Source organism: Glutamicibacter nicotianae (assembly GCF_006539525.1).
Taxonomy (GTDB): domain Bacteria; phylum Actinomycetota; class Actinomycetes; order Actinomycetales; family Micrococcaceae; genus Glutamicibacter; species Glutamicibacter nicotianae.
In genome coordinates, this window is record NZ_BJNE01000008.1 from 64,808 (window position 1) to 88,200 (window position 23,393).

Genomic DNA, 23,393 nt, shown 5'->3' on the forward strand with positions numbered 1-23,393 from the left:
CCGCAGCCACCACAGATATCCACCGAAGACTTTTTGACTTGTAAGGGAAGAAATTGAGCGACGAGCAAACCCCACAGGACGCGCCAATGGACGGCGAGATCATCGATGCGGTCCACGACGGCGGCCGCATCGACCAGATCGACCTGCAGACCGAAATGCAGCGGTCCTACCTCGACTACGCCATGGCAGTCATCGTCGGCCGTGCGCTGCCGGATGTGCGCGACGGACTGAAGCCGGTGCACCGCCGCGTGCTCTACGCGATGTACGACGGCGGCTACCGCCCGGAGCGCGCCTACAACAAGTGCGCCCGCGTGGTCGGCGAAGTCATGGGCCAGTACCACCCGCACGGCGACACCGCGATCTACGATGCGCTGGTGCGCCTGATCCAGGACTGGGTCATGCGCTACCCGCTGGCCCTGGGCCAGGGCAACTTCGGCTCGCCGGGCAACGACGGCGCCGCCGCCCAGCGTTACACCGAAACCAAGATGGCCCCGCTGGCCATGGAAATGGTCCGCGATATCAACGAGAACACCGTTGATTTCCAGGACAACTACGACGGCAAGAACCAGGAACCCACGGTCCTGCCGGCCCGCTTCCCGAACCTGCTGGTCAACGGCTCCTCCGGCATCGCCGTGGGCATGGCCACCAACATCCCGCCGCACAACCTGCGCGAGGTCGCCGAGGGCGTGCAGTGGTACCTGAAGAACCCTGACGTCTCCCGCGAAGAGCTGCTCGCCGAGCTGATGCTGCGCGTGAAGGGCCCGGACTTCCCGTCCGGCGCGATGATCCTGGGCACCAAGGGCATCGCCGACGCCTACCGCACCGGCCGCGGCTCGATCACCATGCGCGCCGTGGTCAACGTCGAGGAAATCCAGGGACGCACCTGCCTGGTGGTCACCGAGCTGCCGTACATGGCCAACCCGGACAACCTCGCGGTGAAGATCGCCGAGCTGGTGCGTGACGGCAAGATCTCCGGCATCGCCGACATGCGCGATGAGACCTCCGGCCGCACCGGCCAGCGCCTGGTCATCGTGCTCAAGCGCGACGCCGTGGCCAAGGTGGTGCTGAACAACCTGTACAAGCACACCGAGCTGCAGTCGAACTTCTCCGCCAACATGCTGGCGATCGTCGACGGCGTGCCGCGCACCCTGCCGCTGGACGGATTCATCCGCCACTGGGTCACCCACCAGATCGAAGTGATCGTCCGACGCACCGAGTACCGCTTGAAGAAGGCCGAAGAAGAAGCCCACATCCTGCGTGGCCTGCTCAAGGCACTGGACGCCCTGGACGAGGTCATCGCGCTGATTCGCCGCTCGGCCACCACCGAGGCCGCCCGCGATGGCCTGATGGAACTGCTGAGCATCGACGAGGATCAGGCCCGCGCCATCCTCGACATGCAGCTGCGCCGCCTGGCCGCTCTCGAGCGCCAGAAGATCCAGGACCGCCACGCCGAGCTCGAGCGCATGATCGCCGAATTCCAGGCAATCATCGCTTCCCCAGCCCGCCAGCGCGAGATCGTCTCCGAAGAGCTGCAGGAAATTGTCGACAAGCACGGCGACGACCGCCGCACCAAGGTGCTGATGGGCTACGACGGCGACATGAGCGTCGAAGACCTGATCCCGGAAGAGGAAATGGTCGTCACCATCACCCGCGGCGGCTACGTCAAGCGCACCCGCATCGACAACTACCGCTCGCAGGCCCGCGGCGGCAAGGGCATCAAGGGCGCGAACCTGCGCGGGGACGACGTGGTGGAGCACTTCTTCGTCACCTCGACCCACAACTGGCTGCTGTTCTTCACCAACCACGGCCGGGTCTACCGCACCAAGTGCTACGAGCTGGCCGAAGCCGGCAGCGACGCCAAGGGCCAGCACGTGGCCAATGTGATGGCCTTCCAGCCCGATGAGCACATCGCCCAGGTGCTGGATCTGCGCACCTACCAGGATGCCGCCTACCTGATGCTGGCCACCAGCAACGGCCTGGTGAAGAAGACCCGACTGGAGGACTACGACACCAACCGCACCGCCGGCGTCATCGCGATCAACCTGCGCGACGGCGATGAACTGGTCTCCGCGCAGCTGGTCAGCGAATCCGACGATGTGATGCTCGTCTCACGCCTGGGCCAGTCGGTCCGCTTCACCGCCACCGATACCGCCCTGCGCCCAATGGGCCGCGCCACCAGCGGCGTCACCGGCATGAAGTTCCGCGACGGGGATGAGCTGCTGGCAGCGGACGTGGTCCGCGAGGGATCCTTCGTGTTCACCGTGACCAACGAAGGCTACGCAAAGCGCACAACGGTCGAGGAATACCGCGTGCAATCCCGTGGTGGCTTGGGCATTAAGGTGGCCAAGCTCAATGAGGAACGCGGCGAGCTGGTTGGCGCGCTGATCGTCGACGAGACCGATGAGGTCTTGGTGGTGATGGGCTCGGGCAAGGTGGTCCGCTCCGCAGTTTCGCAGGTTCCTTCCAAGGGCCGCGACACGATGGGCGTCATCTTCGCCAAGCCGGACAAGAAGGACCGCATCCTCGCCGTTGCCAAGAACTCTGAGACCGGGCTCGAGGAGAACTCGGAGGAAAATGCCGTAACGTTGGACGCAGAAAACACGATCGACGAGTCATCGGCTGCGCCAGAAACTGATTCCGGCGCCGAAAACGAAGACAACACTAACGGAGGTAACGCATGAGCACGCCCTCGACGCCACGCCCCAGCGGCGGTGCCCCGAAGAGCGCAGCGCCGCGACCTACCCAGGTAAAGCGTCCGGCTCCGACCGGTACAGGCTCCCGCCCGGCTAGCGCCGGTGCACGACCAGCGGCAGGACAGTCGCGTCCAGCAGGCCAGCGCCCGGCGGGATCGCCGCAGCGCCCTGCAGGCCAGCGCCCAACCGGCCAGCAGCGTCCAGCCAATGGCCAGGAACGCCTGGTTCGCCCAGCCCCCAAGGCCAAGGTCCGCAAGGCCCGCCTGCTGGTATCCAAGGTGGAACCCTTCTCGGTACTTAAGCTGGCCTTCCTGCTCTCGGTCGCCTTTGGCGTGATCACCGTGGTTGCAGCCGTAGGCATCTGGGCCGTACTGGACTTGACCGGAACCTTTGATTCGTTCAACCAGCTGATGCGCGACGCCATCGGCGCCGACGGAAACTTCGACCTGCGCGACACCATGTCGCTGGGCCAGGTGGCTTCCTACGCGACAATCATCGCCGTGGTGAACGTTGTGGTGATTTCCGTGGTCTCCATGCTTGGCGCGGTGCTGTACAACATTGCAGCTTCGCTGGTCGGCGGCGCCGGGGTTACCCTCACCGACGACTAGGAACACCCCTTGTCGAGCCCGGGATTCGTGCTGTGATGCATGACACCCGGGCTCGATTTGTATCTTTCGGGGAACACTGGTAAAGTTTTATTTCGTTCCGAAGGGAACAAAACAAAAGCAAGGGCGTATAGCTCAGGCGGTTAGAGCGCTTCGCTGATAACGAAGAGGTCCCAAGTTCAAGTCTTGGTACGCCCACGGAAACCTTGCTGGAGAGAAAGAGGAAGCAATGAAAAAGTTCCTGGTTCTCGCATCGATCGCGACTGCTGCAGTAGTCTTGGTCAAGAAGGCGAAGGCTTCGTCGGAAACAAAGGAAACCTGGCATCAGGTAGCCGATAAAGTTTCCTAAAGCTTTTGGGGCCTTAGCTCAGTTGGTAGAGCGTCTGCTTTGCAAGCAGAATGTCAGGAGTTCGATTCTCCTAGGCTCCACAAAAGAAAGTGGCGGAAAGTGAAAACTTTCCGCTAATTCTTTTTGATTGGTTCAGCTGAATTGATCACGGGGCGGAAGCTTCAAAATTGAATACGGGGCCTTAGCTCAGTTGGTAGAGCGTCTGCTTTGCAAGCAGAATGTCAGGAGTTCGATTCTCCTAGGCTCCACATTTGCCAAAAGGCGGAAAGCGACAGCTTTCCGCCTTTTGCGCATCTGAAAGACTTTTCTGTCCAGCTAGTGCCGGATCCTGGCCATCCGGACCTGCTCATAGTGCCCAAGCAGCTGCTGGCCAATGCCGTGCCAAGAACGATCCTGGACACTGCTCAGCGCGGCGCTGGCAAAAGCCAGGCGTTTTGCATCGTCGTACGCCAAGTCGCTGACGCGGCTGCGCAGTTCATCAAGATTCCCCGGCTGGTAGAGCCAACCGGTGCGCGAGGAATCCACCAGATCCAGCGGTCCCCCACGTCCTACGGCTACCACAGGCACGCCGCAGGCCATCGCTTCCTGAATGGTCTGGCAGAAGGTCTCCGAGGCTCCGGGATGGACGAAAATGTCCATCGAGGCCATGACCTCGCCCAAGCGCTCCCCTGAAAGGAAACCGGTGAAGTGGGCATTGGGGAGCAGGCTGCGCAGTTCGTCCTCGAGCGGGCCGGAACCGACAATCACCAGGCGGGTATTCTCAAGGTCAGCCAAGGCCTGCAGGTCGGCAACCTGCTTCTCTGCCGCCAGCCGGCCGACATAGCCAATGACCACCTCCTCATTCGGGGCGACCGCCTGTCTGAAGTGCTCGCTGCGCCGTCGTGGCGTGAACTGGGCTGTATCGACTCCCCTGCCTGAAATGGCCAGGCGCTGGACGCCCAGGGATTCGAGCTGCTGGTAGGAAAACGTACTTGGCACCAGCGTCAGGTCCGCACCGGTGTGGATCGCTCTGACGTGCTCCCAGAGCCTTTGGGTAAGCCATGGCATCTTATAGCGTGCCGCGTAGCTTGGAACCTCGGTCTGATACAGCGCCACCGTGGGCAAGTCCAGCTGTTGTGCGGCGCGAAGCGCCTGCCAGCCCAGGATGAACGGGCTAGCCAGATGAACGACATCTACTCTCTCTCGAGCCAGCAATTTGCGCAGCCGGCTAACGCTGGTAGTAGCGACCCGCACCTCCGGATAACTGGCCAACGGCATGGAAGGAACCGTGAGGATCTTGAAGCCCTGGTAGAGCTTTGGCACGCCGTGGCCCGACAACTCCCCTGCCAGCGAGCCTGCGGGGGTGATGACGACGGCTTCACGGCCCGTCTGCCTCAGGTGGTCCAAGGTCTTGAGGATTGAGTTGGTCACCCCATTGAAATGGGGAAGGAACGATTCAGCGACAATTGCTACCTTCACGTCTCCAGCATGAGGATTGCCAGTGACACCCAAGTTAATATGGCTAGGGCAAAGGATTAACTTCAGTTGTCTCGTTGTGGCGGCACCTCATTAGTGGCAGACTACCTAGGTGCCAAATGAACAGCCCAGCCCTTTCACCGTCGAGGCGAACGCCAAAGAAACCGAAAGAAACTCCCGCATTGCGGTACTGCTCTTCCCTGTGCTGATATTGCTCGGCGGATTATGCGGAATGCTCATGCCCCAAGCGTTCTTGGGACTTTCCAGTTGGATCAATCCGCTGCTGATGGTGATCATGTTCTGCATGGGGCTGACCTTGACCATGCCGGATTTCGCGTTGGTGTTCAAGAATCCCTTGCCGGTACTGGGCGGTGTCGCAGCGCAGTTCATCATCATGCCTTCGATGGGCTGGCTGGTAGCCACGATGCTGCAACTTGAACCGGCATTGGCAGCCGGCCTGATTCTGGTTGGCTGCGCTCCCGGAGGCACGGCTTCCAACGTGGTTTCGTACTTGGCTCGCGGCAATGTTGCTCTGTCCGTCGCCATGACTTCGGTGTCGACCCTGCTCGCACCTTTGCTGACTCCAGCGCTGGCCTTGTGGCTCGCTGGCCAGTACATGCCGGTCGATGCGGGATCCATGGCAATCAGTGTTGTCCAGATCGTCTTGATCCCGGTGGTGCTGGGCATCTTCCTGCGCATGCTGTTCAATCGGTTCGTGGACAAGGTCAGCGGTGCGCTGCCATGGCTGTCGGTGCTGGCCATTACATTCGTGGTGACGGTCATCGTCGCGGGCAGCGCGCAGACAATCGTGACGGCCGGGCTGCTGGTCTTGGTGGCGGTAGTCTTGCATAACGCACTGGGCCTGGCATTGGGATATGCCATCGGCATCCTCCTGCGGGTTCCCGAGGATTCCCGGCGCACGATTGCCATCGAAGTCGGCATGCAGAACTCGGGTCTTGCCGGAGGGCTGGCGAAGCAATACTTCTCGCCGGAGGCGGCGCTGCCGGGTGCCGTATTCTCTGTTTGGCATAACTTGTCCGGCGCATTGATCGCTGCATACTGGCGGAGAAAACTGGTAAAATAGACAGAAAATATGGCGTTTTGCAGTTCATATGCCAAATTGTGCATATTTTGACTCTTCCACGGAATCGCCGGTTTCGCCGGCTTCGGCATATGAATGAAGCCCCTGCGTTCGGAAACTGTAATCTGGGTTGGTGACCATCTTGCTTGCCCTGGTCGGAATCCTCGGTATTTCGGCATCCGGCCCCATAATCGCTGCCTTCCCGGGTGTCCCGGTTCTCTCCATGGCCTTCTGGCGCAATGGTGCTGCCGCGGCTGTGCTCAGCGCACCGGCGCTGCGCAAAAATTCAAAAGCCTATCTGCAGATGACCGGGCGGGAATGGTTCTTCACCGGGATTGCCGGCGTGGCTCTTGCATTGCATTTCGTATGCTTCATGTATTCGATGCGGCTGACCAGTGTGGCTGCCGGTACGGCGCTGGTGTGCATCCAAGGTGTCTGGATCGCGATTTACCAGGTTCTGCGCGGCACCAAATACCGGACCCAGGTTTTCCTTGGCATGGGCGTTGCGCTGCTTGGTGCCATCATCATCACGGGTTTCGATATGGGACTGGGGTGGGACGCCATCATTGGCGATCTGCTGGCCTTGGCCGGCGGAATCCTGGCCGCGGTATACACGCTGGCCGGATCCGTGGCACGAAGGACCTTGGGAACTGCAACATATGCCTCGAGCTGCTATGCGTTTACCGCCGTCGTGCTATTGATCCTGTGCCTCGTGACTGGGACCCCTATCTGGGGTTTTGACGCTCGAGGATGGATAGGGATCATTCTGCTGACGCTTTGCGCCCAGATCTTCGGCCATACCGCCATGAATCACTTGCTGAGCGTGCTCGGTCCGCTGACCGTTTCGACGCTGATTCTGCTTGAGATCCCTGGAGCAGCAATCCTGGCGGCATTGTTCTTAGGCCAGGTAGTTTCTATCGCTACCTATGCCGGGTTGGCGGTGATACTCGTAGGGCTTGCCCTCGTGATCCGAGGGCAAGCCCAACCAAAAATTAAAGCCTAGCCAGGATTACTTGTCATCTTCGAGGATTTCGCGGATTTCTTCCACGCTTGCTTCCCTTGATTCAGCAGGCTGGTGCGGCTGTGCAGGAAGCGGCTCGTTCTCCCATGGATCCTCAATAGGCTTCGAGGCTTTCCACACGGCAACCAGCACCGCGACAAGTCCCGCAATCAAGCCAACGGCTAGTACTTTTCCTGCTTTGCTCTTCTTGCTCATGCATTGCTCCCGATCCGAAGAAATTCACACTAACCGACAGTTCAAGAGTAGGCAGTTCCATGCCAAGTAGCCAGCATAAGCGGAATAGCAGCCTGAAAGTCATCCAAATTTTCACTCAACGCGTACGTCAGTATTTAGCGGGTCGAGCATAGATCATGGAAGAATGAGGGCATGACCGCAAACGCAACTCATAAAGCCACGATTCACACTACTTTGGGCGATATCGTTGTCGAGCTCTTCGGCAACCACGCACCGAAGACCGTAAAGAACTTCGTTGGCCTGTCGACCGGTGAGCAGGAGTGGGTACACCCAGAATCCGGTGACAAGAAGTCCAACACCCCGCTGTACAGCGGAACCATCTTCCACCGCATCATTTCCGATTTCATGATTCAGGGTGGCGACCCACTGGGCCAGGGCTTCGGCGGCCCAGGCTACCAGTTCGATGATGAGATCCACCCAGAACTGAACTTCAACGAGCCTTACAAGCTGGCTATGGCCAATGCGGGTATCCGCATGGGTCGTGGAACCAACGGTTCGCAGTTCTTCATCACCACCGTTCCTACCACCTGGCTGCAGGGCAAGCACACCATCTTCGGTGAAGTTGTCGATGCAGATTCCCGCAAGGTCGTTGACGCATTGAACGCCGTTGCTACCGATGGCCGTGACAAGCCACTGGAAGACGTCGTCATCAACTCGGTCGACATCGAGACCCTGTAACAGCACAGGCGCACCACCACGAGGCTCCGGCGATTCCTAGCAGGCATTGCCGGGGCCTCGGGCATTTAATCCTTACTCCCCCAACGCAAGGCAGGTACCGATGTCCTTCGGACAGGTTTCCCCAGAGGGCCAAGCTGCTCCTACGTGCTTTCGGCATCCGCAGACGGTGTCTTATGTTTCGTGCAACCGCTGTGGGCGCCCGATCTGCCCGCAGTGCCAGGTCTCTGCACCCGTGGGTGTGCACTGTGTGGACTGCGTAGCGCAAGCCAATAAGAACCTGCCACAGCAGAAAACCCAGTTCGGTGGCCGGGCCCGCTCCGGCGCCCCTGTTGTCACGTACACGTTCATCGGCCTGAACGTGCTGGTGTATCTGCTGCAGTGGATCATCCCCGGATTCACTAATCAGCTTGTACTCGCCCCCGCTCTGGCTGCCTATGAGCCATGGCGCCTGATAACCAGCGCCTTTGCCCACTCCACGAGTTCCTTCCTGCACCTGGCCATGAACATGTACGGTGTCTACATCTTCGGGACCATGCTAGAGCCGCGAATGGGGCGGCTGCGCTTCACCTGGCTATACCTGCTCAGTGCCTTTGGCGGCTCACTGGGAGTTCTCCTGCTGAGCGATCCGCTCAGCGCCACGCTCGGAGCTTCAGGCGCATTGGCGGGACTATTCCTCGCGACTTTCGTCGTGTTCCGATCCAATAAGCAAGCACTTCGCTCCATGGGAATCATCCTTGCCTTGAATGTGGCTCTGGGCTTCGTGATTTCCGGTATCTCGTGGCAGGGACACCTGGGCGGCGCGATTTTGGGTATTCTCGGAGCCTGCTGCATCGTGCTTATCCCGAGAAGTAATCCACAACGTGCGCGAACGCAGATACTTTTGCTCACTGCCCTATCGATTGCGTTGCTAGCCGCGGTCTACATTTCCACCGAAGCTGTGAAGTGGCCCTTGGGGTAATTCGAAAAACGACGAACCGTTTATCCACACTGCTTATCCACACTGTTAATAACTTACAAGCATGTAACTCTCTGCGCATAAAGGTTATTAACACCTCTGCTCCCCCTTGATATCAAGGGTATTCGCCTTCAAGCACGCAATACTCACAGCTTTGTCCCCAACTGTGGATAACTTTTAAACAACCCCTGTAGATAGTGCATATACGAACCCCAAGTCTGTTAATAACTTTGGGTTCGAAAGTTTAAACGAATCTGGCAAATCGCGGCGCAAATGGCGAACCCAAGCCTTATCCACAATGGAAATCCACAGTGTTAATAACTTACAAGCATGTGATTTCACGCCCTGGAAGCGCACTTGACTTGGTAGCCTTGAAGAAATCCACTCAGTATCCCCCATTTTTCCCCAGCTGTGGATAACTTTGTGAACAACTGTTCATTAAAGTTGTGCACAAAGACTGTGGATAAAAGTTCTAGCCTGTGGATTACTTGGTGAAGACTGGAAGGATCAGCATGCTCGCGAAGATGAGCATGACGAAACCGATGGCTATATCCAGTACTTGCCACGCTTTCGGCTTTGCGAAGAGCGGGGCCAGGAACCGCGCGCCATAGGCGAGTGCGAAGAACCAGGTAAAGCTGGCAAGGATGGCACCAATGGCGAAGTGAGGTGCGCCCGCGGCTTGGGAAGTGGCCATTGACCCCAGAAGCAGAACCGTATCGATATACACATGCGGGTTCAGCCAGGTGAGGGCCAAAGTCGTCCCGACGATTGAAGCGACCGATGTTGCGCCAGGCAGTGCAGAGACCTTCAGCGCTTCGGGCTTCAACGCCCGGCGGAAAGCGAAAATCGCGTAGCTTGCCAAGAAGATGAAACCGCCAATTCGCGCAATCATCAATAGCCAAGGCGCTCGCTCGACCAGTGCTCCCATGCCACTGGCGCCGGCGGCAATCAATACTGCGTCTGACAACGAACACACCAGCGCAGTGATGAAAACATGTTCTTTCCGTATTCCTTGGCGCAAGACGAAAGCGTTTTGCGCACCAATGGCGATGATGAGGGACAAGCCCGTGGTGAAGCCGAAGAACAAGGGTCCAGAGAACATGTAAAAACTGTAAGAAAATCCTTAAACTGCGTCGAACTTAAGTTCCTGAATCTACATTAGAGTTCCTTATGTGAATATGGATGTGGAACAACTTGAAACCCTGCTGGCAGTTGTGGATGCGGGAAGTTTCGATGATGCCTCAATTGATCTGGGGATTACCGCCTCGGCGGTCAGCCAGCGCATCAAAGCGCTGGAGAATCGTTTGGGGGCAATTCTGCTAGTTCGCAGTCGACCGGTTGCTGCCACCGAGCAAGGAACCAAAGTACTGCGCTATGCGCGTCAGATGTCCTTGCTCAGTGCAGAGTTCTCAAACGAGATCGCCTCGGAGAAACCAGTCCAGATCGCGATCGGAGTCAACGCGGATTCGCTTTCCACATGGTTCGGTCCGGTATTCTCCGAGCTCGCCAAATTTGAGGACCTTTCCTGCGAAATTGTGCGAACGGATGAAAACAGGGGACTGGAGCTGCTTCGGACAGGCCGTGTCAGTGCAGTGGTCACGAATTCTGAAGAGAACATCCAGGGATGCATCAGCGAGAAGCTGGGGGCAATGCGCTACCGCGCGGCAGCTAAAGCTACGGTGGCCCAACGCCATGTACCCACCGGGAGCGCGGATGAACTGATTCGCACCCCTATGGTGGTCTTTGATCGCGAGGATCCTTTGCAGCACCTCATGCTCGAGCGGGCCGCCGGAGCCAAGGCGCGCCCGGCGGGACAGATCCACCATGTACCGGACTCCGTGCAATTTGTTGCGGCCATCGAAGCAGGGATGGGATGGGGGATGGTACCGGAGCCGCAGCTGCAGAAAGCCAAGGGGCTGCAGGTGCTCAACGAGCAATGGTTTATCGATGTGCCACTGTTTTTTCAGCGCTGGGCGGTGGATTCGCCAATCCTCAGGCGGATAGGTGGCATATTGGTCACAGCCGCAAGACAGCATGACCTGCATTTGCTAGCCTGAGGTGGTCACCAGCAATAACTGCTTGGACCCGGACGAGGGAGCCGTACCCGGAACGCGACAAGACGGCCAGAAAGTATCTGGCATGCATTGGATAGTTTTGATCGTCTCTGGACTGTTTGAAGCGGTATGGGCCGTCGCTCTTGGCATGAGCGAGGGTTTCTCTAAACTCGTTCCGACCATCGTCTTCTTCGTTGGTCTGGTTATCTCCATGGGCGGACTGGCCTACGCAATGAAAGAGATCCCCGTGGGCACCGCGTATGCCGTTTGGGTGGGCATTGGAGCCTCGCTTGCCGTCATCTACTCGATGGCCACCGGGCAGGAAGCATTCAGCGTGCTGAAGATGGTCTTCATTCTCGGCCTCGTCGGCTGCATCATCGGATTGAAAGCCGTCAGCCACTAATAGCAACGGCCGCCATTAATCAGCTTCGCCGGTCCCTTTCATCAAGGGGACCGGCGATAGGCCTATTTCCAGCCTGTTGTCATGAAGAATCCGACCATGGCGATTCCGAAGCCGACGACGATGTTCCATCCGCCGATATTCGGAATCGGGTACAGGGTCTGCGAAACGTAATAAACGATGATCCACAGCAGGCCCAGAAGCATCAGTCCGAACATGACTGGCTTGTACCAGCCCGGCATCGGCTTATCGATGGCATGGGAGTTCTGGCGCGTCTCCTGCGGCTGTGAATTCTTCTTGCGTCGTGGCTTTGACTCCGGCACTCGAATGCTCCCTCGGCTTCATCTGCTTAATGTAGTAAATGTGGGTGACCTTCAGGTCTTCCCGGTAGGCTTGGGTGCAAGAATGCTGAGAACTGCTTAGTGCATTCCTACGTAGCTTCAATACTAGCCGTTACCCGCTGGAACTCTGGGTTTTGGCCAGCATCGGCCCACGTTAGTTGACCTGATTCGCGCATTTCTTTTGCCTAAGGAGCCAGACCGCCGTGAACCGAACCGCCACAGCGCAGGGTCGTCGCATGCAGCGTAGACAACCGTCGGCAGGGAACCGTATCGCCGGGTTCTTTGGTGAGCTGCTGATTACCCTTGGCATCCTGCTGATGCTCTACGTGGTGTGGGAACTGTGGTGGACGAACATCGACTCGGCACAGGCCCAGAAGGAAGTCACCGCAAATCTCGTGCAGGAACTCGGCGACGTGAAGGTGCCGGAAATCAATGAGGAAGAAGAAGAGGAGAAGGACTACGGTCCGGCTCCGGTCACGGAATTGGTTCCCGGAGAAACCTTCGGCATCATGTACTTCCCGCGCTTCGGCGCTAACGGTTCGCACCACCCGGTGACCTACGGTGTGGAAGACCACGTGATCGACAACCTCGGCATCGGGCATTATCCGACTACGCAGCAGCCAGGGGAGCTGGGCAACTTCGCTGTCGCGGCCCACCGCCAGACCCATGGCCAGGTCTTCTGGGACATCGACAAGCTGCAGGATGGCGACAAGATCTATCTGCAGACCGCCGAAGGGTATTACACCTATACCTGGTACGCTACCGAGATTGTGGCTCCCTCCAACGGAGATGTCCTGTTGCCCACCCCGCACCAGTGGGGAGTGGAGCCAACGAAGTCGATCCTGACCATGACCACCTGCCATCCGAAGTACTCGACCCAGCAACGCATGATCGCTTACTCGGAACTCACCGACTGGCGCCCCCTGGACGCGGGACCGCCGCAGGAAATCCGCGACATGGTCATTGACGCAACGAGCTAGGAGAAGAAATGTACGCCTGGATATTCAGAAACCTGCCCGGCCCTTTGTGGCTTCGTATTCTTGAAGCATTGATTCTCATTGCCGCGATCGTGCTATTACTGATGATGTACGTTTTCCCATGGCTGAACCAGTACATCAGCCCATTTACCGATTCAACGATTGGCCAGAGCACACCGTGAGCAGCACCAAGATCCTTGTGATCGACAATTACGACAGCTTTGTGTACACCCTCGTAGGCTACTTGCAGGAGCTGGGCGCGGAAACCGCCGTTTACCGCAACGACGATCTGAGCGTTGAGGAAGCGACCAAGCTGGCCGCAGACTACGACGGCGTGCTGATTTCCCCAGGGCCCGGAGAGCCTGCAGGAGCTGGCGTCAGCATCGATCTGATCAAGTGGTGCGGAGCGCAGCGCAAGCCGATGCTCGGCGTCTGCCTCGGGCACCAGGCGCTCGCCGAGGCCTATGGCGGAACGGTCACGCACGCGGAAGAGCTGATGCACGGGAAGACCTCGCTGGTCAACCACGAGAACCACCCGGTCTTCAACCAGGTAGCCAACCCGTTCACCGCGACGCGCTACCATTCCCTGGCAGCGGTACGCGAGAGCATCCCGGCTGAGCTGGAGATCATTGCGGCGACCGCCGGTGGAGTCATCATGGGCTTGGCGCACCGCGAAGCGCCGCTGTGGGGCCTGCAGTACCATCCGGAGTCGGTGCTGACCGAACAGGGTTACCAGATGCTGGGCAACTGGCTGGAGTTCGTAGGACTGCAGGGCGCGGCCAAGAAGGCCGCTGCCCTGAGCCCGCTATTCAGCGGAGAATAACTGGCTGACGGCTAGTCTCAGTCATTTTCCCGTGGTGGTCCGGTCCGGTCTGGCCGGCCATTCCCGTTGGGAGGAGCCGGGGAATCGCTGGTTGGCGAAGCATCCTCGGTTGGATCATCGGATTCGGATGGATCCGATGATTCGGACTCGCTAGACGATGGTTCTTCGGAAGGCTCGGGCGCTGGCGGTGCCTTGGCCACGGAAATCTTCACCAGGCTTCCCTGGGGCACGTCCTCGGAGGCTTCGGGGGACTGCTTGAACAGTGTTCCCTCGGCGTAGTCATCGGTTTCCACCTCAATGAACTGGACTTCCAGCCCGACATCATCTGCCGAGAGCTTTTCTTCAGCTTCCTCGCGGCTCATCTCGGTCACCACCGGAACGGTCACCATGCCGGTAGACAGGATCAAATCGACTTCGCTGCCGGCCTTCACCTTGGACCCCAGCTCAGGGCTGGTGCCGATGACCCAGTCGGTGGGAACCGTTGCAGAGTTCTCCCGGCTGACTTCGCCAACTTCCAGGCCTGCTTCGCGCAGGGCATCGCGGGCAGCTGTCTCGGACTGGTTCGCCAGATCCTCGGGAATCGTGCGCTGCTCTGAGCCGTCGGAGATGTACAGGGCGACCGTGGACTCCTTGGCGACCATGGATCCTGCTTCCGGATCGGTACGGGTCGCCTTGCCCTGTTCTACGTCATCGCTGAATTCGCGCTCTACACGCACCTGGAAGGTGTTATCGCGCAGCAATTCCCTTGCGTCGTCCTCGGACATTTCAAGGACCTCGGGTACTGCGATCGGGGCACGCTTTTCAGCTTCCGCCTGGATCGAGCGGATCACCAGGAAGCTGGCGATGCCCACGGCAATCAGGGCGATGACGGTCAGCAAGATGATCAGGCCGCGGTTGGACTTGTGCCGAGCAGGCGGCTCAGGTGCCTCGTCTTCCACGAAGACCGGGTGCTGGCTCGTTCGTGGCGCAGACTGCGCGATGAAGCCGGTTTCAGCCTCATGGTGGGTGCCGTAAATCGGCAAGGTGTAGGTGGATGGCTCCGGCTCGTCATCATGGAATTCGATGCCGTTCAGCGCATCCTCCAACGCCGAGGCGAAAGCTCCGGCGCTCTGGAACCGGTCGTCGCGTTCCTTGGAGAGGACCTTGGCGACGATTGGGTCGAAGATCGGGTCGACGCCGTGCTTGACCTCGCTTGGCGCCGAGGGAATCTCGCCAACGTGCTGGTAGGCGACCGAGACCGGCGAATCGCCGGTAAATGGAGGCTGGTGGGTCACCAGCTCGTAGAACAGGCAGCCAACCGAGTAGATGTCCGAACGGAAATCGACCTGTTCACCGCGGGCCTGCTCGGGCGAGAAATACTGGGCTGTCCCCACTACGGCAGCGGTCTGCGTCATGGTTGCCGACGTATCCAAGGCACGGGCAATGCCGAAATCCATCAGCTTCACGTGGCCGGAATCGGTCACCATCACATTGGCCGGCTTGATATCGCGGTGGACGACGTTGTTGTTGTGCGAATGATCCAGGGCATCGCAAACGCCGCGGGTGATGTGCACTGCCACGGAGCCATCGACATCGCCCGCAGCGATCACCTGCTTCAGGGTACGTCCGGTCACGTATTCCATCACCATGAATGGCAGGCGTTCACGGTTGTACTCGGTGGCCGGCAGCTCGCCAGTGTCGTACACGGCAACGATATTCGGGTGGCTCAGGCCAGCGACGGCCTTGGCCTCACGGCGGAATCTATTGACCACCATGGGGTTGCCGGCGGTATCCGGGCGCAGCACCTTGACCGCCACCTTGCGCGACAGCACGTGGTCGGTGGCGAGATACACATCCGCCATGCCGCCACGGCCAATCAGCGATTCGATCTCATAGCGGTCGTTGATCATTCGCGGCAAGCCAGGAGGCAAAGCTTCGACTTCACTCATGGCGCTTCGCTTTGCTCCGGCTCTGCGGCTTCTGGAGATTCAGATGCCGACTCGGTGGCGGACCCGGTTGGCTCGGTTTCTTCTGGACCGGTGGAAATATCCAGGGTGATCGTGGTGCCCGGCTCGACTTCGCTGCCGGCGGGAACGTCCTGCGCAAGCACGGTGCCGGCGACGGATGGGTCGGGGCGTTCCTCGCCCTTGGCCACGGCCAGTCCAGCGTCTTGGATGCGCTTCTGCGCGGCTTCGAAGCTCATGCCGGTCACCGATGGCACGCCAACGGTTTCAGGGGCCATTGCATAGGTCACCGAAACGGTTTCGCCTTGTGCAACACTGCCGGTAGGGTTCAGGGAAATCACTTCGCGCGGCTCGTACTCGCTGGTTTCCTGCGGGGTCGCGTCAACGACCAGGCCCTTGCCCTCGAGTTCCGCGGTCACAGTGTCGATATCCTGGCCGATCAGCGACGCCGGAACATCTACATAGGTGACGGTTTCACTCGGGGTCGGCGATGGGGAGTCGGAGGTCTCCGAGGCTTCGGTGGTTTCCTCGGTCGGCTCGGTCGATTCCTCGGATGGAGACGAGGAATCGGACAGCTCGGTGCTCTGCGTCGGCGACGACGTCGGCGGATTGTCATTGTCGCTGCTCATGGCAGGGATCAGCCATGCCAGCAAGGCGATCACCGCAGCCAGCGCGATGATCACGATCAGCGGGACCAGCCACGGGCTGCGCTTGGCGCCAGCCTCGCGAGCAGGATCCTGGGTATCCACGTCCTCGTCGTCGAATCCGCCGGCAGCGGCGCTGGAAGCGGAGAAGCCGCTGGCATTGCGGGCAGGTTCCACCACGGTGGGCATGGCATTGGTCATGGTCGGGGCGGAATCGGCCTGCGGCACCGCCTGGGTGGCATCGTCATCCATGTTGACCACTTGGGTCGCGTCGGTGGCGATACCGGTGGCCAGCATGCCGGGAACCGCCAAGGTAGCGGTATTGGTGTCGCCGGCGCGCAGCGCATCTGCGGCCTTCGCCAGTGCGGTTGCATCCTTCGGGCGTTCCGACGGGTTCTTGGCCAGCATCGACATGATCAGCTGGCGAACCGGGGCAGGGATGGTGTCGGGCAGGGCAGGGGGAGCGTCGTTGACCTGTGCCAGGGCAATGGCGATCTGCGATTCGCCGGTGAACGGACGCCGTCCTGCCAGGCACTCGTAGCCGATGACGCCCAAGGCGTAGATGTCGGAGCTGCCGGTGGCAATCTGGCCGGTGGCCTGTTCCGGAGCCAAGTACTGGGCGGTGCCCATGACCTGTCCGGTGGCGGTCAGCGGAACCTGGTCGGCAAGGCGGGCAATGCCGAAGTCGGTGATCTTGACGACGCCCGAAGGCATCACCAGGATGTTGCCCGGCTTCACATCGCGGTGCACCAGGCCGTGCTCGTGGGCTGCTGCTAGCGCGCGGGCGGTCTGCGCGATCAGCGAGAGCGTGCGGTCCACCTCGAGCTTGCGCTCGCGTTCGATGATGGTGGACAGCGGCGGGCCGGGAACGAGCTCCATCACCAGATAGGCGGAGCCCTGTTCCTCGCCGTAGTCGAAGACACCAGCGATGCCGGGGTGGTTCAGCAGCGCGGTGTGGCGTGCTTCCACGCGGAAACGCGTCAGGAAGCTCTCGTTGTCGGTGTATTCCTCTTTGAGGATCTTGATCGCGACCAGACGTCCAAGGACCTGGTCTCGCGCCTTCCAAACTTCGCCCATGCCGCCGATCGCAATGCGATCGGTCAGCTTGTAACGACCGCCCAAGGTGGTGCCGGTTACTGGCCTCACTTGTTGAACACCGCCTCTAACATCGTCTTCATCAGTGCACCAACCGTGTTGTGGCCGGTGTCGTAATCTACGTCTTGGATATTGACCGTGATGGCCACCTGCGGGTCATCGGCCGGCGCGAAACCGGTCATCCAGGAATTCACCATGCGGACTCCGTCCACTGAGGGTCGCTGCGAGGTGCCGGTCTTGGCACGGAAATCCACGCCGGGAACCCGGGCGTTCATCGCTGTACCGCGCAGCACCGGGCCTTCCATCAGCTCGGTGAGCTGTTCGGCAACTTCCGGGGTGGTGGCCGTGGAGAACTTCTCCGGCTTCGGATCCTCAATCACCCGCAGATCCGGCGCAATGACCTTGTCGATCAGGTTCGGCTTCATGATCACGCCATCGTTGGCGATGGCCATGGCAACCATGTTCATCTGCAGCGGGGTAGCCTTGTTTTCCCATTCACCGATGGCCATCTGCGCCATCTGTGCTTCAGATGCCTCGGCCGACGGGAACTCGCTCGGCACGACATTCTGCGGGATGTTCAGCTGCTGGCCGTAGCCGAAGCGCTCGGCCACCTCGGTGAAGGCATCCTTGCCGACTGTCTGGCTGATCTCGATGAACGGGGTGTTGCAGCTCTGCGCGAAGATGAACTCGAGCTTGGCGCGGGTGTCACGCGCGCAGATGCCCTCGCTGAAGTTGTTCAATGGCTTGTTCGTATGCGGATAATTCTTCGATACCGGGTTGTCGATGGGGGTGTCCATGTCGAACTTGCCGGATTCCAGCGCCGCGACGGTGCTGATGATCTTGAACGATGATCCGGGAGTGATCAAGCTGCTGATGGCCGGATTCCGGTAGGGGCTCAGGCCATCGATGTCGCTGATTTCCTTCAGGTTCTCGGCCGCCTTGGCGGTCGAGTGCACCGCCAGCCGGTTCGTGTTATAGCTAGGCTTGGAAGCCATCGCCAGGATGTCGCCGGTCTTCGGATTGGTCACGATGATCGTGGCCTTCAGGCCCTCAGGGATCGCTTCGAAGGCAGTCTTCTGCAGCTGGCCGTCAATGGTCAGCTCGACCGAGGCGCCCTCGGAACGGGTGCCGGTGAACATGGCAGAGAGCCGGTCGAAGAGCAGATCCGAGCTCGTGCCGGTCAACCAGTCATTCAACTGCGATTCGAGCTGAGTGGTGCCGTTGGCCAGCGAATAGTAGCCAGTCAGGTGGGCGTAGGTTTCCGCGTCGTTGTACACGCGCTGGAATTCGAATTGGCCGTCATCGGTCGGTACCGATTCGGCAATCGGCTTGCCGTCAACCAGGATCGCCCCGCGGGGCAGGTCGAACTCGCGGTAGAGCTCACGCTTGTTCAGCGCATTCTCCGAGAGCGACTCGGCGTCGAAGAACTGGATATAGCTCAAACCGCCCAGGCAGATGACGAACAGGACGGTTAGCGCAACCCAAACGCGCTTGATTGCATGATTCACTTCTTCGTCACCGCCTTGGTGCTTGAGGTAAGGGTCGTGCTCGCAGATGCGAATTCATCGGTTGGTCCTACGCCGCCGGTCTTCGGGCGGCGCGAGTTGTGGGAGATCAATAGCAGCAGCGAGATGATGATCCAGTTCGCCAGCAGTGAGGAGCCGCCAGCTGCCATGAATGGCGTGGCCAGGCCGGTCAGCGGGATCAGCCGGGTAACGCCGCCGATGATCACGATGCACTGCAGGCCCAGGGTGAAGGACAACCCGGCAGCCAGCAGCTTGCCGAAGGTATCGGCAGACCCCAGGGCGGCACGCAGGCCGCGGGAGATCAGCAGCATGTAGAGCAGGATGATCGCTGACACGCCGATCAGGCCGATTTCCTCCCCGAAGGAGGCAATGATCATGTCCGAGTTGGCCAGCGGCACCCGGTATGGCGAACCAGCGCCCAGGCCGGTGCCGAACAGGCCGCCGTCGGCCATGCCGAACAGGCCCTCGACGATCTGCATGCTGCCACCTGTGGCCTGGTAGATCTCAGGGTCGAAGGCATTTAGCCACACGTCCAGGCGGCGGGTCACGTGGCCCATGGTCAGGCCCGCGACCACGCCGCCGGCGACAACCATCAAGGCGCCAATGAGCACCCAGGAGATCCGGGCAGTGGCCACATAGATCATCACGATGAACAGGCCGAAGAAGAGGATCGCGGAGCCGAGGTCGCGCTGCACCACGAGCACGCCGATGGACAGCAGCCAGGCAATCACCATCGGAGCCATGTCGCGCAGGCGAGGCAGCTGCAGCGGCCCTAATTTGCGTCCGGCCATCAGGATCAAGTCGCGGTTCGACGAGAGATACCCGGCGAAGAAGATCGACAGGGTGATCTTCGCGAGTTCGCCTGGCTGCAAGGAGAACATTCCCATGCGGATCCAGATTCGGGCGCCGTTAATGGTTACGCCGAGCCCTGGAATCAGCGGAAGCAAGAGCAGGACAATGGATGCCAGCAGGGCGATATAGGTGAAGCGCCGCAGTATCCGGTGATCCTTGATGGCCCAGAGGACTACCGATGCAATGACGATTGCAATGGCTGTCCACAGCAGCTGGCGAGCCGACTGTGAAGTTCCTTTTGCCAAGTCAATGCGGTGAATCATGGCTAGGCCAAGGGAGTTCAACGCAATCGTGATCGGAAGTATTACCGGGTCAGCATATTTTGCGAAGATGCGCAGCAGCACGTGGACCGTGAGGGACAGCCCCGCCAGGATGCTCATCTGCACGTAGAAATCGGTATTGTCGACGTCCTCGGTGGAGCTGCCGACAAGATAGAACGCGGCACCTCCGACGCACAGGGCAAGAAGTACCAGCAGCAGCTCGAGATTGCGCCGAGGCACCGGTGCGGTTTGCACTTCGGTCATTGCATTATCTCCTGGCAGTAGGCGGGCAGTTCGAGCTGGCTGGCGGAATCCGAGGATCCAGGAACGGTGACCGGGCAGTTCTGCTTCGCGGTGACCAGAAGTTCCTGGATGATCATCTGGGCATGCTGCTGGTTCTCGGCCGAGATGGTCGACTCAACGCGCTGGCGCGAATACTCCGGCAGGGCTTCCAGCGGCACCTTGCTGACGGTGTCGACTTCGGAGAGCGAGATCGGCCCAAGTTCTTGCGGGACGCCCTTGTAGATGGCGACCTTGCCATCGACGGCGCCCACGAAGTACTGGGTTTGGGTCCACATGTAGCCCCAGACGGCCAGGGCTACGACGAGGAAGGCCGTGAGGGTCAGCAGGATCGGCATCAGCCAGCGTCGATGCTGCACCGGAGCTTCCAGCGGATCGAGCACCTCGCCGGCAGCCGGGGAACGGTGGGTCAGCAAGGCTGCAGCGCGTCGTTCGCCGGTGTGCTGGGTAACCACCGGGATTTGCCCGGTCTGCGTTGCCAGCTGGGCAGCGCCCACCAGCAGGTGGGGGCGCTGGGAAATCTCATGGCGAAGCAGCGATGCGCTGGCTTCGACATCTCCTTCGGCGGCGATGGTGAGCTGGCCGGTATCCGGCGCGGGCTCCGGCTCGGCCGGCGCCTCGCCGTCAAGGGCGGAGTTCTCGATGACCTCGAACATCACCACGGTGACATTATCCGGCGCGCCATTCTTCAGCGTGATGGCAACCAGGTCGTTGACCGCTTCATCCATGTCGGCGGTGGTGCGGATGATCTGCTCGATCACCGGAACCGGCACCGCGTCGGTGAGTCCGTCGGAGCACAGCATCCAGCGTTCGCCCGGTTCTGCCGTGAATTTCTCGACATCCAGCTCGGGGGACGCGTCCGAGTCGCCGAGCACGCGCAAAAGCACATTCTTATGCGGGTGGACCTCGGCTTCGGCCGGCTTGATTCGGCCTTCGTCGACGAGCCGCTGGACAAAGGTGTGGTCCTTGCTGATCTGCTCGAACTCACCGTGCTTCAAGCGGTAGGCGCGGGAGTCGCCGATGTGCGCCATGTGCAGGGTGTCGCCCGAGAGCAGCAGGGAAGTGACGGTCGTGCCCATGCCCGACAGCTTCGGATTGGCGCCGACGAGTTCATTGAGCACCAGATTGGCGGCCTGGATTTCGTCCGGCAACGCATTCTGCGGATCCGCGGTGGCTTCGTGGTCCAGATGCACCAGATCGAGCACGGTAGAGGCCGAAGCGACGTCGCCGCCGACGTGTCCGCCCATGCCGTCGGCAAGGACCGCCAGGTACTCGCCGGCATAGGCCGAGTCGTCATTCTTCTTGCGCACCCGGCCAACATCGGATTTCGCCGCAAATTTGAGTTTGAGGGCCATAGGCTAGGCCTTCAATTCCAGGACAGTCTTCCCGATGCGGATTCGCTGGCCGGGCTCTACTGCCTGGGCGCGTGAGAGCTGGTTGTCACCCACGAAGGTGCCGTTGGTTGAACCGAGATCCTCGATGAACCAGCGTGATCCCTGGGGGAACAGGCGGGCATGGCGTCCCGAAGCGTAGTCGTCATCGAGAACTACGGTGGCATCCTGGGCGCGGCCGAACATGATCGGCTGGCCGCGTAGCGGAATGCTGCTGCCAGCCAGCGGGCCCTCGACGACTTCCAATGAGGTGGCCGCCTTGCGCGCGGGGACTTCTGGTTCCGCCAGTTCCGGGTTCTTCTTCAGTTCACGAGCGCTGGGCTTGCCGGTGCGGGCCCGTGAACCGATAGCCAAGTCGCGGCGCATCGATCCGACAACGCTTAAAACGAGCAGCCAGATGAGGACCAAAAAGCCCAATCGGAACAGGCTTAGAACCAGATCGTTCACGCGCGGCCTCCGTTGTTCGAGGTAATCAGCCGGAAGACGATTTTCGTCTGTCCGATAGTAATGACCGAACCGTCAAATATACGGGTTTCTTCCGAAATCTTCTTGCCGTCCACGTAGGTTCCGTTGGTTGAACCCAGATCGGTGACGACGAAACTGGTCTTGCCACGGGTTTCGACACGAGCGTGCTGCCGGGAAACGCCGGAGTCGTCCACCGGAATATCGGTGCTGGCCGAACGGCCCAGCACGATCGAGTGGTGATGCAGGGCGTACCTCTGACCGGCAACCTCAAGGATGGCCTGCTTCTGCACGGGCCTCTTGGGGATCTCTGCAATCGGACGCACCGTTGGGCGTGGCTGCGCGGTGGTTGGAGGGGTTGCTGATGGAGCTGCCGGTGCCGCTGGCGCGGATGCCCGCTCCTTGACCGGTGCCGAAGCCGCTGGGCGTGAGCTGGATTCCTTGACCGAGCTGGAGATTTCCATCTCACCGGGCTTGAAATCATCATTGGAGACGAAATGGATCATGATGTCGCCATGAACTGAATAGTCCTGGGTGGCGGCATGCTCGGCGGTAACCTTTGCCATTTCATTGACGACGCCCTGGCCCCAGCCCTTGGCGGTGTTGTAGTCCTTGGTGCTCAGCGAGACTACGAAGTCATTGGCCGCAAGGCTGCGGCCTTCGCTAATCGGCATGATTCCGCGGTCCATGTCATTGCGTAGCGCGGTAGTCAGTTCGACTGGCTTTAGATCTGCGGTGCTGGTGCCACGAAAGAAGCTAGTGACGACCTTCTCTAAGCCGCGTTCGACATTGTCGAGAAAGCCCATTATTCGTGCTCCTTCCTTAGGGTCCATGGCTGGTTATTACGAGCCTGCGGTCATCCTTTCCGAGCTATGAACGCAGAACTTCATATTCGATCTTACTGTTTTCAGCTGTGCAAATGCCGAAAAATCCTTGAACGGCTCAAGTGCGTCAGTATCAACGATAAAGGCACTAAAAAGGTTTCCCATGTGTCGCTAGCCACAAATGGGGGTTTCGATTAGGTGAACGGAAAATGTGTGTGTAAGCTATTTCTTGTTGCAAAGAACGAAGGCAACGAAAACAGAATAAGCGCGAGTGGCGGAATTGGTAGACGCGCTGGCTTCAGGTGCCAGTGATCGCAAGGTCGTGGGGGTTCAAGTCCCCCCTCGCGCACAAATGGAAAATAACCCTCGATCTTCGGATCGAGGGTTATTTTCTTGATTAAAAGCGCAACTGAATCGTTATCTTCCAAGG

Annotated in this window: 23 protein-coding genes, 4 tRNA genes and 1 riboswitch; of the genes, 16 read left to right on the plus strand and 11 right to left on the minus strand. The window is 59.8% G+C overall.

Annotation, left to right across the window (positions count from 1 at the left end):
• Positions 1–53: 53 nt before the first annotated feature.
• The 6 genes from gyrA (at position 54) to ANI01nite_RS10590 (ending at position 3,895) form a co-directional block, all read left to right on the plus strand.
• The gene (gyrA, locus tag ANI01nite_RS10570; RefSeq protein ID WP_141357892.1) at positions 54–2,681 is read left to right on the plus strand and encodes a DNA gyrase subunit A; all 2,628 of its coding nucleotides are present in this window, start codon (positions 54–56) and stop codon (positions 2,679–2,681) included.
• Positions 2,678–3,301, plus strand: coding sequence for a DUF3566 domain-containing protein (locus tag ANI01nite_RS10575; RefSeq protein ID WP_038992733.1), 624 nt, complete (start codon positions 2,678–2,680; stop codon positions 3,299–3,301). The genes gyrA and ANI01nite_RS10575 overlap by 4 nt, the downstream gene beginning before the upstream one ends.
• A gap of 121 nt (positions 3,302–3,422) precedes the next feature.
• A tRNA-Ile gene (locus ANI01nite_RS10580) sits at positions 3,423–3,496 on the plus strand.
• A gap of 31 nt (positions 3,497–3,527) precedes the next feature.
• Entirely contained in the window at positions 3,528–3,647 is a 120-nt protein-coding gene (locus ANI01nite_RS17210; protein WP_211286071.1) for a DLW-39 family protein, read from the plus strand.
• 7 nt (positions 3,648–3,654) lie between these two features.
• Positions 3,655–3,727: transfer RNA gene (locus ANI01nite_RS10585), tRNA-Ala, on the plus strand.
• A gap of 95 nt (positions 3,728–3,822) precedes the next feature.
• A tRNA-Ala gene (locus ANI01nite_RS10590) sits at positions 3,823–3,895 on the plus strand.
• Between the two features lie 67 nt (positions 3,896–3,962).
• Here ANI01nite_RS10590 and ANI01nite_RS10595 read toward each other — a convergent pair.
• The gene (locus tag ANI01nite_RS10595) at positions 3,963–5,105 is read right to left on the minus strand and encodes a glycosyltransferase family 4 protein (RefSeq protein ID WP_170214625.1); all 1,143 of its coding nucleotides are present in this window, start codon (positions 5,103–5,105) and stop codon (positions 3,963–3,965) included.
• Between the two features lie 109 nt (positions 5,106–5,214).
• On the opposite strand from ANI01nite_RS10595, the gene ANI01nite_RS10600 reads away from it, so the two are divergent.
• Together ANI01nite_RS10600 and ANI01nite_RS10605 are read left to right on the plus strand one after the other, a co-directional pair.
• Positions 5,215–6,186, plus strand: coding sequence for a bile acid:sodium symporter family protein (locus ANI01nite_RS10600; protein ID WP_141357896.1), 972 nt, complete (start codon positions 5,215–5,217; stop codon positions 6,184–6,186).
• Between the two features lie 130 nt (positions 6,187–6,316).
• Positions 6,317–7,186 (plus strand): DMT family transporter, encoded by an 870-nt coding sequence (locus ANI01nite_RS10605; protein WP_141357898.1) that lies wholly within the window; start codon positions 6,317–6,319, stop codon positions 7,184–7,186.
• A 6-nt stretch (positions 7,187–7,192) separates the two neighbouring features.
• Here the strand turns inward: ANI01nite_RS10605 and ANI01nite_RS10610 are convergent, their stop codons facing one another.
• Complete coding sequence (locus ANI01nite_RS10610; RefSeq protein ID WP_128470857.1) at positions 7,193–7,399, minus strand: hypothetical protein; 207 nt, start codon at positions 7,397–7,399, stop codon at positions 7,193–7,195.
• Between the two features lie 171 nt (positions 7,400–7,570).
• Here ANI01nite_RS10610 and ANI01nite_RS10615 point away from each other — a divergent pair, with 171 nt between their 5' ends.
• Positions 7,571–8,116, plus strand: coding sequence for a peptidylprolyl isomerase (locus ANI01nite_RS10615; protein WP_038992728.1), 546 nt, complete (start codon positions 7,571–7,573; stop codon positions 8,114–8,116).
• A 232-nt stretch (positions 8,117–8,348) separates the two neighbouring features.
• Positions 8,349–9,074: a rhomboid family intramembrane serine protease gene (locus tag ANI01nite_RS10620; RefSeq protein WP_066142746.1), complete on the plus strand. Its 726-nt coding sequence runs from the start codon at positions 8,349–8,351 to the stop codon at positions 9,072–9,074.
• Between the two features lie 481 nt (positions 9,075–9,555).
• On the opposite strand, the gene ANI01nite_RS10625 is transcribed toward ANI01nite_RS10620, so the two are convergent.
• On the minus strand, positions 9,556–10,158 hold the full coding sequence (locus ANI01nite_RS10625) for a LysE/ArgO family amino acid transporter (protein ID WP_038992724.1): 603 nt from the start codon (positions 10,156–10,158) through the stop codon (positions 9,556–9,558).
• A 91-nt stretch (positions 10,159–10,249) separates the two neighbouring features.
• Here ANI01nite_RS10625 and ANI01nite_RS10630 point away from each other — a divergent pair, with 91 nt between their 5' ends.
• Entirely contained in the window at positions 10,250–11,128 is an 879-nt protein-coding gene (locus ANI01nite_RS10630; protein ID WP_255314508.1) for an ArgP/LysG family DNA-binding transcriptional regulator, read from the plus strand.
• A 3-nt stretch (positions 11,129–11,131) separates the two neighbouring features.
• A riboswitch (guanidine-III (ykkC-III) riboswitch) is annotated at positions 11,132–11,199 on the plus strand.
• 11 nt (positions 11,200–11,210) lie between these two features.
• On the plus strand, positions 11,211–11,528 hold the full coding sequence (locus tag ANI01nite_RS10635; RefSeq protein WP_038992722.1) for a DMT family transporter: 318 nt from the start codon (positions 11,211–11,213) through the stop codon (positions 11,526–11,528).
• A 62-nt stretch (positions 11,529–11,590) separates the two neighbouring features.
• Here the strand turns inward: ANI01nite_RS10635 and ANI01nite_RS10640 are convergent, their stop codons facing one another.
• The gene (locus ANI01nite_RS10640; RefSeq protein ID WP_038992721.1) at positions 11,591–11,848 is read right to left on the minus strand and encodes a cell division protein CrgA; all 258 of its coding nucleotides are present in this window, start codon (positions 11,846–11,848) and stop codon (positions 11,591–11,593) included.
• A 254-nt stretch (positions 11,849–12,102) separates the two neighbouring features.
• Here ANI01nite_RS10640 and ANI01nite_RS10645 point away from each other — a divergent pair, with 254 nt between their 5' ends.
• Genes ANI01nite_RS10645 through ANI01nite_RS10650 form a run of 3 tightly spaced genes read left to right on the plus strand, consistent with a single transcriptional unit; the run spans position 12,103 to position 13,666 of the window.
• On the plus strand, positions 12,103–12,846 hold the full coding sequence (locus ANI01nite_RS10645) for a class E sortase (protein WP_255314502.1): 744 nt from the start codon (positions 12,103–12,105) through the stop codon (positions 12,844–12,846).
• A gap of 8 nt (positions 12,847–12,854) precedes the next feature.
• Entirely contained in the window at positions 12,855–13,025 is a 171-nt protein-coding gene (locus ANI01nite_RS16705) for a hypothetical protein (RefSeq protein WP_038992718.1), read from the plus strand.
• Entirely contained in the window at positions 13,022–13,666 is a 645-nt protein-coding gene (locus ANI01nite_RS10650; protein WP_141357906.1) for an anthranilate synthase component II, read from the plus strand. Before ANI01nite_RS16705 ends, ANI01nite_RS10650 begins: the two co-directional genes overlap by 4 nt.
• A 17-nt stretch (positions 13,667–13,683) precedes the next feature.
• Here ANI01nite_RS10650 and pknB read toward each other — a convergent pair whose 3' ends face one another.
• Genes pknB through ANI01nite_RS10685 form a run of 7 tightly spaced genes read right to left on the minus strand, consistent with a single transcriptional unit; the run spans position 13,684 to position 22,945 of the window.
• Entirely contained in the window at positions 13,684–15,594 is a 1,911-nt protein-coding gene (gene pknB / locus ANI01nite_RS10655; RefSeq protein ID WP_141357908.1) for a Stk1 family PASTA domain-containing Ser/Thr kinase, read from the minus strand.
• A complete protein-coding gene (locus ANI01nite_RS10660; RefSeq protein ID WP_141357910.1) occupies positions 15,591–17,399 on the minus strand; it encodes a protein kinase domain-containing protein in 1,809 nt (602 codons plus the stop codon). Before ANI01nite_RS10660 ends, pknB begins: the two co-directional genes overlap by 4 nt.
• Positions 17,396–18,856, minus strand: coding sequence for a peptidoglycan D,D-transpeptidase FtsI family protein (locus tag ANI01nite_RS10665; protein WP_141357912.1), 1,461 nt, complete (start codon positions 18,854–18,856; stop codon positions 17,396–17,398). Before ANI01nite_RS10665 ends, ANI01nite_RS10660 begins: the two co-directional genes overlap by 4 nt.
• Positions 18,853–20,250: an FtsW/RodA/SpoVE family cell cycle protein gene (locus ANI01nite_RS10670; RefSeq protein WP_141357914.1), complete on the minus strand. Its 1,398-nt coding sequence runs from the start codon at positions 20,248–20,250 to the stop codon at positions 18,853–18,855. Before ANI01nite_RS10670 ends, ANI01nite_RS10665 begins: the two co-directional genes overlap by 4 nt.
• Positions 20,247–21,641 carry a PP2C family protein-serine/threonine phosphatase gene (locus tag ANI01nite_RS10675; RefSeq protein ID WP_066142719.1) on the minus strand — a complete coding sequence of 465 codons (1,395 nt, stop codon included), beginning with the start codon at positions 21,639–21,641 and terminating at the stop codon, positions 20,247–20,249. The genes ANI01nite_RS10670 and ANI01nite_RS10675 overlap by 4 nt, the downstream gene beginning before the upstream one ends.
• A gap of 3 nt (positions 21,642–21,644) precedes the next feature.
• Positions 21,645–22,124, minus strand: coding sequence for an FHA domain-containing protein FhaB/FipA (locus tag ANI01nite_RS10680; RefSeq protein ID WP_038992707.1), 480 nt, complete (start codon positions 22,122–22,124; stop codon positions 21,645–21,647).
• Positions 22,121–22,945 (minus strand): FHA domain-containing protein, encoded by an 825-nt coding sequence (locus ANI01nite_RS10685; RefSeq protein WP_038992705.1) that lies wholly within the window; start codon positions 22,943–22,945, stop codon positions 22,121–22,123. The genes ANI01nite_RS10680 and ANI01nite_RS10685 overlap by 4 nt, the downstream gene beginning before the upstream one ends.
• Before the next feature lie 283 nt (positions 22,946–23,228).
• On the opposite strand from ANI01nite_RS10685, the gene ANI01nite_RS10690 reads away from it, so the two are divergent.
• A tRNA-Leu gene (locus tag ANI01nite_RS10690) sits at positions 23,229–23,312 on the plus strand.
• Positions 23,313–23,393 lie beyond the last annotated feature (81 nt).

Excerpts from the sequence above, each read along its gene's own strand:
- ANI01nite_RS10575 (WP_038992733.1), top strand. The coding sequence starts at position 2,678 with ATGAGCACGCCCTCGACGCCACGCCCCAGCGGCGGTGCCCCGAAGAGC.
- ANI01nite_RS17210 (WP_211286071.1), top strand. The coding sequence starts at position 3,528 with ATGAAAAAGTTCCTGGTTCTCGCATCGATCGCGACTGCTGCAGTAGTC.
- ANI01nite_RS10610 (WP_128470857.1), bottom strand. The coding sequence starts at position 7,399 with ATGAGCAAGAAGAGCAAAGCAGGAAAAGTACTAGCCGTTGGCTTGATT.
- ANI01nite_RS10615 (WP_038992728.1), top strand. The coding sequence starts at position 7,571 with ATGACCGCAAACGCAACTCATAAAGCCACGATTCACACTACTTTGGGC.
- ANI01nite_RS10630 (WP_255314508.1), top strand. The coding sequence starts at position 10,250 with ATGGATGTGGAACAACTTGAAACCCTGCTGGCAGTTGTGGATGCGGGA.
- ANI01nite_RS10635 (WP_038992722.1), top strand. The coding sequence starts at position 11,211 with ATGCATTGGATAGTTTTGATCGTCTCTGGACTGTTTGAAGCGGTATGG.
- ANI01nite_RS10645 (WP_255314502.1), top strand. The coding sequence starts at position 12,103 with ATGCAGCGTAGACAACCGTCGGCAGGGAACCGTATCGCCGGGTTCTTT.
- ANI01nite_RS16705 (WP_038992718.1), top strand. The coding sequence starts at position 12,855 with ATGTACGCCTGGATATTCAGAAACCTGCCCGGCCCTTTGTGGCTTCGT.
- pknB (WP_141357908.1), bottom strand. The coding sequence starts at position 15,594 with ATGAGTGAAGTCGAAGCTTTGCCTCCTGGCTTGCCGCGAATGATCAAC.
- ANI01nite_RS10670 (WP_141357914.1), bottom strand. The coding sequence starts at position 20,250 with ATGACCGAAGTGCAAACCGCACCGGTGCCTCGGCGCAATCTCGAGCTG.
- ANI01nite_RS10675 (WP_066142719.1), bottom strand. The coding sequence starts at position 21,641 with ATGGCCCTCAAACTCAAATTTGCGGCGAAATCCGATGTTGGCCGGGTG.
- ANI01nite_RS10685 (WP_038992705.1), bottom strand. The coding sequence starts at position 22,945 with ATGGGCTTTCTCGACAATGTCGAACGCGGCTTAGAGAAGGTCGTCACT.